This is a genomic window from Leptospira ellinghausenii (genome assembly GCF_003114815.1).
In the GTDB taxonomy this organism is placed as follows: domain Bacteria; phylum Spirochaetota; class Leptospiria; order Leptospirales; family Leptospiraceae; genus Leptospira_A; species Leptospira_A ellinghausenii.
Map to the genome: position 1 here is coordinate 1,221,301 of NZ_BFAZ01000009.1, position 13,131 is coordinate 1,234,431.

Sequence of the window (13,131 nt, forward strand, 5' to 3'; positions counted from 1 at the left end):
TTCCGGGAAGACCCGCTAGCGAAACAAATTCGAATTTTTTCGAAAGAGGAACAAAATGAAAAATTCATTCAAAAAAGGCCTGGTGCTTCTTTTCATCGCGATGATGGGATTCACGATGATCAATTGCCCAGGAAAGAAAAAAGATGATACTGCATTGTTTCTTGGTTTAGCAGCTTTGTTAAACCAGCCAGAATACACTGTAGTCATGACTGGTACTTTAAAAACATCTGGTGGTCTTCCGATCAAAGATGGTAAGGTGACAATTGCAGATTCCAGTGGTATTTTATCTAGTGGCCAATCTGCATTATCTGACTTCACAACTTGTCAAACAAACTCATATGTAGCTGCGGCAGGAGCAGGTGCTCTTGATGGAGAATTTGTAATTAGCTTTAGACTAACCTCTTTAACGGGTAATCTAACTATGTCAGCTGTAGAAGCAGTTGGAGCAGATAATACGACAGCTTGCAGTACAGTAACAAACTTAGCTTCAACAGCTTTTACCAATTCCTTAGGTGACGGAACTTTAGGTGTGAACATAGACTTAAGTAACCGAACCAACGTTAACGCATTTCCCATTACGGCAGCAGGATATTCTATAACTCTTAAATCAGTGAATGTATTCGTAAAAGGCGAATATCCAATTGTTAGCCCAACAGTAGGTGAGAACGTATGTGATGGTCGCAGATTACTTGGTGGTCCTGCGATCAAAACTGGATCCATTTCTGGATCCGAGACGTGGTCTGGTGGAATCCTTCTCCAAGGAACTGTATTCGTAGAATCTGGAGCAACTATCACTGTAACTCCTGGAACAGCGATTTTTGGTCAAAGAGGATCTTCTCTGTTCTTCAAACAAGGTTCAAAATTAGTTTCGAATGGAACTGCTGCCGACCCGATTTGTTGGTCTTCCGCTGCTTCACTTGGATCTCGTTTCCCAGGAGATTGGGGTGGAATTGTTGTTATCGGAACAAGTGGTGCTTCTAGAGCATCGAACACGGAAGGAACCACACCACAAGGATACGGTGGAGCAATTGGGTCTGATGTTGAAAATTTGAATATGTCATATAACATTGTAGAATTTGCAGGGAACGAGGTAGCTCCTGGTGATGAGTTAAACAACTTATCGATTTATGCTTCTAAATCAGTACTAAGTCACGTTCAAGTTCATAGAGGTTTGGATGACGGGGTTGAGGCTTGGGGTGGATCTGGAACATGGTCAAATCTCTTAGCAACTGGTGGTTTGGATGACGACTACGACTTAGATGAAGCTTTCACTGGAACAATGACAAACTTGATTGGCCATAAATACCCATCATCTTGTGGTGGTTCCTTCTCAACCGATCCACATGGATTTGAGATGGATGGAACTGATGCAACTAGTGGTTCTGGCTCTTCATGTTCCTCTGGTTCACTCAATCGATGCACAAATCCAACAATTACAAATGTGACTTTATTAGGCGCAGGTATTGCTGGAGGACAAGGTATGAGATTGAGAGAAGGGTTTGCAGGAACAATCAATAGAGCGATTGTTTTTGGGTTTGCTGATGCTGCGGCAGTGAGCACAACAACTTCTGGAACTTATCCTGCTGTGAGTGGAACGATTTCAAATCTTGCATACGAAAATGGAAAAACAACAGCCATTACTCCAACAGGCTCAACTACGATAACTGTTACTCCGATTACTTCAGATGGATCAACATCTAATTGCGGATTTGGAGATTCTAAACCTGACTATAGAACAATTAGTTCATTATCAGGAACGTATGTGGGTGGTGCTTCTACGGAATGGTACAGAGATTGGGCAGTTTTTAGAGCTCGATAATTAATTTAAAACTTTACCTAGTGGCCTCACTTAAGGTCACTAGGATTTATGATGCGTAATCTTCTTCTATTAATCTCCCTATTCAGTTTTTCTTTTTGTAGCCAAGAAGATTGGCGCGAACAAATGGAAGCTGAAAACAAAAAAGTAATTCTAAGAGTCGAAAAAGACCATCAACTCATTAGAGCAAATGCTTTTAAGGGAAGTGATTGGGTAAAATCTTCAAAAACAAAAGAACTTGCAGTTCAAAATTTTTTACATGAAGTCATTCAAAACAAATCACAAAATGATTATTATGTGAGTTGGGATGAAAAAATGAATATAATTTTTCCAAATATTTTGGGTAAAGGCACTCTTCTTGATACTACTCCATTGCTGGATTATAAAAAAGTTTTGGAAACAAGAGAAACATTCGCAATCACAGAAATTAAAAATCGTATCCAAGGTAAACAATATAGAATCACTTCAATAGATTGGGAAAAACCTAGAATGTATGGAGATATCGTTGGACACAAACCTAAAACAATAAAGATTCAAATTGAAAAACAAGTCATAATTCTTGATCAAATTAAAATGGTCTTCGGAACAAAAGCTGGTTTCAAAGTGGGAGTGATTGGACCTTAGTTTTTGTAATCTGTTTGTAACAATTAGTTCACATAAACGTAACTCAATCTAATCCCCTTTTCATTTACGTACACGTAAATTCTAGAAGCTTGGCTCTGAAGGAATTTATGAAATCAATCAAAACTCTTCTTACCATATCCTTATTGGTTTTTATTTCAATTTTTGGCTTATCTGCTCAAAGTAATGGATCAATCCGAGGAACTATTATTGATTCTGAAAACGGAGAACCTGTTTTTGGTGCGACCATTGTTATACGATCTGAAAAAAATTCGCAAAAACTGACTTTGACGGAAAATACATTTTAGAGATACCTCCTGGCACTTACCAAGTTGAATACCAAATGTATGGTTATGGTCCGCAAAACAGATCTGTTGTTGTAACCGCTGGAAAACCCAGCCAAATGAATGTAACATTTGGTGCACAAGTATTACAAACTGTCGAAGTTAAAGACCGTGCCATCAACGAATCTGATGCAGCTCTTTTGCAGTTACAAAAAAAGTCGGCAACAGTCTCCGATTCAATTGGCGCTGAATCGATTAAAAAATCACCAGATTCATCAGCCAGCGATGTTATAAAACGTGTAACAGGAATTACAATCGTAGGTGGAAAATTCGTTTTTGTTCGAGGATTAGGTGAAAGATATTCGTCAACTTATTTAAATGATGCATACATTCCTTCCACTGAACCAGACAAACGAGTGGTTCCATTGGATTTATTTCCTGCATCATTAATTAAAAATATTCGAGTGATTAAATCTTTTGTTCCAGAAGAGTCAGGTGAATTTTCGGGTGGATTGGTAAAAATTGAGACTAAAGAATACCCCGACCAACTAACTGTTAATTTTGGAATGGGCGTTGGATACAATTCCAACACAACTCGCAATAAATGGTTAACGTTTAAAGGTGGAGATTTTTTTGGTAGACCAACTGCAAACCAAGAACTTCCTTCTGCAGTAAAAGCTGTACCAGATTTTTTACCATTTGAACCAGGATCGCGTTTTGGTGGGCTTAACCCAACGCTTGTTAATGTTGGTGGGGTTACCTTTCCTTCTCAATGGTCACCTGATCAAACAAAAGCACCTTATGATAAAAATTTTAATTTTACTATTGGTAATACATTCAAATTGACTGAATCAGGACAACGCTTGGGCGTAATTTTTGGTACAACTCATTCTGTTGACTACCGATTCAAAAGACAAAAGGATGTACGTTATATTCCTGGTAACCCAGTTAACCTTTCTGTAAAAGATTTAACAACGGTTACACCGTTACAAACACAAGATGCTGATATCTATTTAGAAGAAAGGCTTTTCGGTAATAATTTAAACTTGGCTTATGAACCAACAGCAGGACAACAATTCTTTCTGAAGAATTTTTACTCAGTATCTTCCGAAAAATCAGTAAGAGAATCTGTTGGAACTAACAACATTGACAATTTTCAATTTTTTTCTCAAACAAATGATTTCATCAGTCGCCAACTATTCAATACAAGTTTCGGTGGAAAACATGCTGTCAATTTAGGTTCGATGAATCGACCACATACATTAGATTGGCAAATGAATTATGGGGAAGCTAAACGTGATGAACCAAATTTAACGCAACAAGTATGGAGAAGGCCTCAAACTAGCCCTGTCACAACGATTCCAACGCGACTTGGAAATAACCCAGATGGATCTAGATTTTATTCAACTTCTAATGACACAGTGAGAAGTTTCAGTGTAGCTTACGAAATTCCATTTGATCAGTGGAATGGTTTAAAATCTTCATTTAAATTCGGTGGTTCTGCACTTGATCGATTTAAATCATTTACCTTTCGAGAATTCGGTTCAAAATCCAATATTGGAACAGGAGTGGGTGATCTTTACTTAGTTCCGGGAGAAATCACTTATAATCCTATTGAATTTTTGAGAACTAATAGTTCTGGACTTGCCAACAGAACATTTTCTGAAAGACAAGTGGAGCCTAACGCTTACGACGCATACCAGAAGTTACATTCTTATTTCTCTCAGTTTGATATTCCTCTATTTCCGAAATTTAGATTTATCGGTGGTGCACGTTATGAAGACTCTTACCAAAAAGTAAAAACATTCGTACTCAAAGAACAATTTGATGTGAGAAGGCCTGGATATGGTTGTGATGTAGGATCTGAAGGGGAAAGAATTCTTTTAGTTAAAAATAATATTTGTTCTGCTGATAATAATGGCATTGGAGAGATTAGAACTAAAGACGTTTTACCTAGTGTAAATTTAGTTTATGAATTCCTTCAGGATCAAAATTTACGATTTGGTTATTCACAAACACTAACAAGACCAGATTTTAGAGAAATGTCTCCTTTTGCTTTCACTCCTTATTTTGGTGGTGATAGAATTCGCGGTAATCCAAACCTTCAAAGAACATATATTCATAACTTTGATTTTCGTTATGAATACTTTATGGGTGGCTCAAACTATGTTGGAGCAGGAGCTTTCTTAAAAGATCTATCCAATCCGATTGAATTAATTGGACAACCTGTTGCCGGACAAATTTCACCATTCTTTACTTACGCAAATGCTAGTCGTGCAACCATTCGCGGTGTTGAGTTAGATTTTAGGAGAGAATTTTTCGATAAATTTAGATTTGAGACAAATGTGTTTTTTATCAAATCGCTCGTGAATGTAATTTCGTGGGAACAATATACAGTAGGAAAAGCGGGTATCTTAGATCCAATTGATAGAAGTTTTTCCTATGATCCTACCAACATAAGAAGACCTCTGCAGGGACAATCTGACTTTGTTGCGAATCTTAAATTTGATATTTTCCTAAACAAACTAAAAACGACAACATTAGGATTCTACTACAACTACTTTGGTGATCGAATATTTGTAGTAGGGGCCAATGGAACACCTGATGCATATGAAAGAGGTGTTGGTTTAACTGATATAGTTTTTTCACATAAAATGGATGATAAGTTAGATTTCAAATTCGCTGCAAAAAACGTTACAGACCAAAGATTCAAAATCTATGTTAAAGACGAATTATTAAATGAAGAAAAACTTTTCCGTTCTTATCGAGAAGGCGTTTCCTTTTCGATGTCAATGGCGTATAAGTTTTAATTAACTGATGAACTTAATGCACTTAGAATTATTTGTATTGTATGTAATTTTCCCTAAGTGCATTAAATCTGAAAAACTTGCAATCTATTTGTAAACATTTTCTATCAAATTCATCCACATAACTTGAATTATTATATTGACTTTCCAAATTTCAAAAATTTATTTAGGGAATCTGGAAAATCATATGAAAAAATTTATAACATTATTACTACTTCTTCTCTTTGGATGCAATCCATTTGCAGCAAAACGAGGGTTAAATGATTTCTTGGCAATTGCCATGGGAATTTTGACTTTTTCACAAAATGACGGACATTTACCACCACCTGTAGATATCGTTGCCGAACCAATTCTTTCTTTACCATCAAATACAATCTTTGATTCTCCAGACCTTTCTGTTTTGGTCAGAAATTCTGCGATAGCCACCCCTAGTCAAATTGGAGGATTAAATGTTCCTATTGGAAAAGTATATGATATCGAAATTAATGTTAAATTTACTGACGAAGTTAGCATGTCTTCGATCAAATCAGTTGCATTTGATGAACCAGTTGTTTTGGAATATCAGTATAATAAAAAAGAAATTGAGAACGCAGGATTTCTAGAAGAGTTTCAAGTCTTTTACTTTAGTAAAATCTCAAATCATTGGGAACCCATACGCGATGTTATCGTAGATCATGAGAATGGAAAAATTTATGCAAAAACAGATCATTTTACTCCATTTATTCTCACTGCCGTACCTAAATTAGAAGGCACAGGAGTAATCGCTGCCCCGGCGTGCCTATCTTCTGAAATGCCAATTGCAGGCAGTTCGAGTGCTGTTTGGACACGGATTGACAATCATTTTAAATATTATAAAGATAGAAATTATACGCTGATTCCAAACCAAGACTTCCAAACATTAGGTTTTTCAGGTTCATTTGGAATCGCTACTTGCAATGGAGGTGCAGCAGCCACTGGAACCGATAATTGTGGCCCATTCCCACAACATAAATATTTCAATGGGACAGATTATATTCATTTTACTGCCTCTGAAGATATAAGAGTATACGTTATGTATGATAGTAGAGGTACCCAAGATGCTTCTTGGTTATCGTCCGATTCATGGATGTTAACAGATAAGCAAATTGAATCTACAGATGGTGTCGGTTACTATAAAGTCTATGAAAAACAATTCCTAAAAAATGAACAAGTTCGATTGCACGGAAACAGGCAAGGGATTCCCGTTAGTGCCGGCGTAGAAACTAACTATTGGGTGGTTGTAAAACCTATCAATTTAGATATTAACACTTGTTTAGGTTCAAATACGCTTACTGGTCAAACATATTCAGGTTTTAATGTATCGCTTGCGATTGCGGGTGATAATTCCGCAACTTTTTTATGGAAATATGGACTTCCTAGTGGATATCAGAACATGATCGTTAGGCGTAAAAAAAATTTTCCACCTACTTCTGTAGAAGATGGAGTTGCGCCCAATGTAAATGAAATTGGGGACATAGGATTTCGCGAAACTGGACTAGATTCAAATTCAACCTATTATTATGCTTTTTTTGGTCAAACATCGGAAGGTTCACTCAGTTTGCCCAATATAATCAAAATTGAAACTGAATTGGATTCTGATGCTGATGGCATTACCGATGCAATCGAATCAAATGGAATTTGTTTGTATCGAACTTGGCATGACTTCAATTGTAATTCTAACCCAAATCTAGCAGACACCGATAACGATGGTTTGGATGATTTAACAGAACTGATTAATAATACTAACTTAAATAATAATGATATTACCCCACCTTTAATTATAAAATTTGAATTAATTACGAAATCTGCTACATCATTTCCATATTCAATTTTTTCATTCGAATCAAGTGATGAAATCAATGATAACTATCGATGGACCCTAACAAGTACAAATCAAAAACCCTCTCCTGGTGCACGATGGGTTAAATTTCGGACGGATAAACTTTTGGAGGATCCTTACTTAGCAAATCTCTCTCAAAATTCAAAAGATTACATTCTTTGGATTCGAGACGATTCTGGAAATATATCAAATCCATCTGTTCCCATCACTGTAACGAAAATTGGAACTAACTTACCTAATATATTTGCTACAAGTTTGAATACCAATACGATTAAATTCAGTTATGTTTATCCCTCGATGCCCATTTGGAATATTCTCCCTAATCCAATTTATGAATATTTTCCTCAATTCTTAAATCAACAAACATTTACTTTGGCCAGCGCCGGTGAAACATTAGGAGAGATTCGATTTGGAAAAATACCGTATATAGTTTATGCTAAGTCTTACAATCCATCCATTGGATTGAATATAACTGTAATTAATCTCAGTGGGAATGGAATGCCTTTGCCTATCATCATCCAAAGAGTTCCTATCTCAAACTTTAATGCGTTTACGATTTCGGAAGATGGGCGCAATCTTTATGCACTAAATAGACTAGTTGATGAAGTGCCGAATTATCAACGAATCAATAAATATAGAATTCAATCAGATGGTACATTAGTTTTTGAAACTCGATCGGGTCCTGTAAATCAAATCAAATACGATGGTTTAGTCGCCGGTAAAAATCAAACAATTTACGCCACAAATTTTGATTATGCGAATATTACCAGAGTGAATGGAGAGACATTAGACATGATGCCAGTCACACTTAGATCATATGAAACGCACAATCTGCGCTTTCACCCCAATGGTAAGTTTTGTTACCAAGTGAATCCTGTTCCTTCAGAAGTAACCAAAATAGAAAAATGTTTAGTCAATTCAACCAATGGCGATTTAACTTTGGAAAACAATGTCCTTACGACAAATAACCAATACATGAAATTTGAGATAACACCTGATGGAAATTATATGGTGGTTGTCACTTATGACGATTATGTAACTATGATGTCCTCAATGGTTCTATTTCAAATCGATAAAGATACAGGGAATTTGATCGAAAAAGACCGCCTATCAAATGTAAGTTATAAACCTTATTCCGATTTTAAAATTGATCCAAGCTCTCAATTTATTTTTTTACCTAACAAAGAAAATAAATTGATAACCTATATTTTGGACCAAAATAAAGAAAAAATAATACAAACTACATTACCTTTTTTATCTGAATTAGGAATATACAGTGACATTCAATATTCAGAAAAATCTCCGACTTCTGTGCAAACTAATGTAACTCACCTTAATCAACCAGGTTTTGTTCATGGAGTGAATGATGTAAAATATCCAATTCCATTTACTACATTAACTGGTGCATTTCCATCTGGATCATTGTTGTGGAGAGCTTTTGGTCAACCAATTCGTATCAATATCCAAAATACTGATTTGGGTTATATGTCATGTGGCAAACGAGAATCTAACTATCAAGAATCGATTAGTGTAACAAATAATCTAGGAGAAAATAGAATTCAAAAGATTTCTGGGAATATTTGGAATCGAGAAATTACAATTCAAAACGTAATCTCTGATTTATCTTTTACAGGACAATATAAACTGCAGGATATTTCATCTAATTGTCAACCTTCGTTACCACAAGAATTTGTCAGTGTAAACTTACAGAAAAAAAAATTAACACCCATATTCAAAGACTTGAAATTACCTGTTGGTCAAAAGCCAGATGGAATCAGTTCTTTTACTAGCGTAAATCATTGGGAACTAGCTGGCAACACAATACCAATAACATATTATACCACTCAATGTACGATTCATGAGTATGGCTGTAATTTCATAAAAATCGATAAACCTGCCAAAGTATTCTATTGTGAATGGGTGCACACAAACAAAACGTTCCCTTACTATAGAAGTAAAGCTCAATGTGCCGAAAAAGAAAAAGGAGTTAGGAGATTACATCATTTGACTCTCATTACAAATGTTGATCATTCATTAGAATCAAAATGGAGTTGGGATCAATACCAAGTTTCAGAACCTTAATAAAAACAAATCTTATTCACCAAACCCCGCATAAGTGGGGTTTGGATTTGATCCAGTTCTCTTTATTTCCCCTCTGTATTTACAATAATAGGCAATCCATCTTTCCCGTTTGGTACAAATATCAATTTGTTATTTGGATTTTCCATTGCTTTGAGTTGGATGTATTTAGGAGTTAATGAATCAGATATCATCTTTTGTGCTTTGGCCTGAGCTTCTGCCTCAATTAACACTGCCTTGGCTTTACCATCAGCTGTGATTTGTTGGATTTCAGCATCACGTTTAGCAATGTTGATTTCAAACTTCATCTGCTCTTGTTCTTGTTGTTTTGTGAGTTTACTCTCGATCGCTTTTAATATCGAAGGACTGTATTCAACATCATCAATGATCACATCATCAATTTCGACATGTTTAAATTTCAATTTTTCGGTTAAAGATTTTTTTATCTGCGCGGAAACATTGGGAGTCTCTTTCGATATCGATACCATATTATAAGCTGAGAGTATATTTCGAATTGCTGTTCTGAATTGTGGTTTGACTACCTTATCATAATAATCTCTGCCTATTTCCATCTCTAGTTCATAAATTTCATTTTGAATGGGTCGTATGATGATATTTGCAGTCACAGTGATTGTCAAATCGTCACGAGTCAATACCTCTACCTTTTCTTGGTAACTGCTCCATTGGATTGAGTAAACGTAGACACTGTTCCAAGGCATATAGGTTTGTACACGAGACTCCAAAGGTTTTTGACTTAGACCGGAGCTATAAGGCCTCCACATAAGCCCTACCTCACCTGGGTTGATGATCGATATACAAGAGGTGAATATCATCCCAAGTAACAAAACAGGAACGAACTGGAAACTAAAGAGAAAAATGGATCGACGTTTCATAGTTAAACTATTAGACTAAAACAGATGTTCCAAAACTTATCGAGCCGAATTTTCAAAAAAATCTTTCCATTTCTCATTATTTTTCTAATCGCTGTGGTTGGGAATGGGTGTGTGGAGGATGAAACTGTCATTAAAAATCCTCCTAGTCTGGAATTACGTCTCTTCCATGCGGTTGAAAAAGGGAATATAGAAGAAGTCAAATCATTATTAGCCCAAGGTGTCTCCATCAACGCGAAGGACTCACTTGGAAATTCCTCGCTCATCAAAGCAGTCGATGAAGAAGATTTGGAGTTGGCAAAGTTTTTTATCCAAAAAGGAGCAAACGTAAACCTTCGCAATACGATGGGTGAAACAGCTCTTTACCGAGCCGTGTTTCGTGGTAACTTAGACCTTGTTAAACTTTTAGTAAAAGCAGGAGCTGAGACAAAGGCAAAAACAGTAGGCGGAGTTAGTATTATAGATCTAGCAGAAGAACGTGGAGAAGACGGTATTTTGAAGTATTTAGAAAGTTTAAAGTAATTTTATAATCATTTAATCCGTAATCTTCCAGATGAGAAAGAAAACGATACAACTCTATTCTTCTATCAATATGAGTTGAATCGTTTTATGATGAACTTCAATTCCTATATTGATTCATCTCAACCAGTGTTTCAAATAATATTTTAGTCCCCAATTCCAAATGATCAATGCTCATGTTTTCGTTTTTCCCATGCATTCCATCAATGTCTTCCGCTTTTAACACTGCTGGGATTAGGCCATAGGCTTTGATTCCAATTTTTCTTAAGTAAGAATTGTCTGTTTTTCCAGGCGATAAAAATGGAGTTACTGTACTATTTGGAAATTTATTTACAGATACTGCAGCAAGGGTACGAAAAAATTTAGTCTGAATAGGAGAAATATCAGTTGGGTTGATGTCAGTGAAAGTTATTTCGGCATTGTATTTTGTTGCAATAACCTTAACTTTTTTTGCAAATTCCTCAATGTCAACACCTGGTAAAGTTCGAATATCCAACCTACCAATTGCTTCGCCTGCAATCACATTCTCTCCTCCTTCACCTTCGCTTGTGCGAAATCCTGTAATTGATTTTGTGTTCGTAGTCATAGCTGTTAGATGGCGATTGCTTCTAATTGTTGAATGTAATAGAGGTTTTATTAGTGGATTTCGAGCATTTTTTAAGAAAAAGGATTTTGGAAAGGAACTGATTGTTCCTAACTGATAAAAGAAAGCATCAGTTTCTTCCGTTATACGTATGTCTGAATCCAATTCTCGGATTTCATTAAAAAATTGCATCAAAGCTAATGCAGGGTATTGGTTAGGTGGAGAGGAACCATGTCCGCTTGTTCCAGTGATTTTTGCTCTTAACCAAATATTTCCTTTTTCTGCATATTGGATATTAAAAATTGTTGAACCAGGAATCACAATGTCTCTTGTCGCGACCCCACCCTCATTGATTGCATATTCATAACCTTCAAAAATCTTTTTTTGTTCAGTTGTTATATATTTTCCACCGAGTACAGAGCCTGATTCCTCGTCAGCTAATGCTAAGTACATGGTTTTTCTAGTGCGGGGGATTCCTGAACGTTTTAATTCCAAAAAGGCAACAAGTTCCATTACTGCCATCCCTTTCATATCTATGGCTCCGCGACCCCAAACTCTGCCATCTCGCACACTGCCTGACAGAGGATTCACTTTCCATTCTTTCACATCAAATTCAACTGTATCTAAATGGTTGGCGAGGACAATCCCAGGTTCTGGATTTGGCACAGTCGCTGGAAGTTCTGCAACTAAGTTAGGGCGATTTGGAAATTTGGGATCATAAATCAAACGTGAGCTAATCCCTTCTTTTGTGAGAATCGATTGAATGTATTTTGTAACTTGGATTTCGTTCCCACGTACTGATGGGATTTTTAGAATATCTGTAAGGTATTGAACTGCTTCTTTACGGCGACTTTCCCAATTCACTATTGGATATGATTTTTTAAGCTCGGCATACTGAACCTTTTGTCCAAAGGAACAATCTAAGATAGAAATTAAAATAAACCATACCCAAATATTTGCTTTCATTCGATTCTCCTAAACGCCGTGAGAAAAAAGAGAATCACAATTCTAAAAACTTAAAAGTAAAAAGTGTTTAAATCTTTCTTAGAACTATCCTCACAATACTTGCTTTGCCTCGATGGAAAGGACTTTCATTGAGTTCAGTTTCAAGTGTTTCTTCATACTCAACATTCATTTCTGAAAAATCCATTCTTAGATCTTTTAGTTGGTATAACATATCTGGGTCTTTTGGCCCACCTGATGTATATTTTAATTGTTCAGGAGAAAAACCTTCTAACAGTAAAAGACCACCTGGTTTTAAAGTTCTTACACAATTTCGATGAACAGTTGTTCGTATCGATTTATGAAAATGGCTATAAATCAGTGCCACCATATCCATTTGTTCGGGTGCATAAGGATATGTTAAAGCATCAGAAATTTCATAATGGAAAGTGACATTTTTTTCTTTTGCTAATTGGATAGCTTTTTGCCTTCCCGCTTCTGACTGGTCAAATGCAAACACATCCCAACCAAGACTTGCTGCAAAAACAGCATTCCTTCCCTCTCCTTCACAAGGAAAAAGGATTTTTCCTTTTTTTATATTGGGAAGTCGAGAATGTAAAAACTCATTAGGTTCTTTTCCATAAATATATTCTTCGCTCACATAACGTTCGTTCCAGAAATCTTTGTTATACATACTCACCCAACTTTTGATTTGTGATAGTATCATATACC

General features: G+C 36.1%; 7 protein-coding genes and 1 pseudogene. 5 read left to right on the forward strand and 3 right to left on the reverse strand.

The annotated features are described in order from the left end of the window. Nucleotides 1-55: 55 nt before the first annotated feature. From DI076_RS14280 to DI076_RS14295, 4 genes and pseudogenes are all read left to right on the forward strand, one after another. A complete protein-coding gene (locus tag DI076_RS14280; RefSeq protein WP_108960445.1) occupies nt 56-1,819 on the forward strand; it encodes a beta-helix domain-containing protein in 1,764 nt (587 codons plus the stop codon). Between the two features lie 48 nt (nt 1,820-1,867). After that, entirely contained in the window at nt 1,868-2,440 is a 573-nt protein-coding gene (locus DI076_RS14285; protein ID WP_245918442.1) for a hypothetical protein, read from the forward strand. 107 nt (nt 2,441-2,547) lie between these two features. Continuing rightward, nucleotides 2,548-5,531: pseudogene (locus DI076_RS14290) on the forward strand (TonB-dependent receptor). A 184-nt stretch (nt 5,532-5,715) separates the two neighbouring features. Further along, entirely contained in the window at nt 5,716-9,468 is a 3,753-nt protein-coding gene (locus DI076_RS14295) for a beta-propeller fold lactonase family protein (RefSeq protein WP_108960986.1), read from the forward strand. 62 nt (nt 9,469-9,530) lie between these two features. On the opposite strand, the gene DI076_RS14300 is transcribed toward DI076_RS14295, so the two are convergent. Next, a complete protein-coding gene (locus tag DI076_RS14300; RefSeq protein WP_174705059.1) occupies nt 9,531-10,358 on the reverse strand; it encodes a prohibitin family protein in 828 nt (275 codons plus the stop codon). Nucleotides 10,359-10,382: 24 nt separating this feature from the next. Between DI076_RS14300 and DI076_RS14305 the strand changes: the two genes are divergently transcribed. Next, nucleotides 10,383-10,877 (forward strand): ankyrin repeat domain-containing protein, encoded by a 495-nt coding sequence (locus tag DI076_RS14305; protein ID WP_108960447.1) that lies wholly within the window; start codon nt 10,383-10,385, stop codon nt 10,875-10,877. Nucleotides 10,878-10,974: 97 nt separating this feature from the next. On the opposite strand, the gene DI076_RS14310 is transcribed toward DI076_RS14305, so the two are convergent. Continuing rightward, the gene (locus DI076_RS14310; RefSeq protein ID WP_108960448.1) at nt 10,975-12,423 is read right to left on the reverse strand and encodes a M20/M25/M40 family metallo-hydrolase; all 1,449 of its coding nucleotides are present in this window, start codon (nt 12,421-12,423) and stop codon (nt 10,975-10,977) included. Nucleotides 12,424-12,490: 67 nt separating this feature from the next. Continuing rightward, nucleotides 12,491-13,126: a class I SAM-dependent methyltransferase gene (locus DI076_RS14315; protein ID WP_245918443.1), complete on the reverse strand. Its 636-nt coding sequence runs from the start codon at nt 13,124-13,126 to the stop codon at nt 12,491-12,493. Nucleotides 13,127-13,131: the final 5 nt, after the last annotated feature.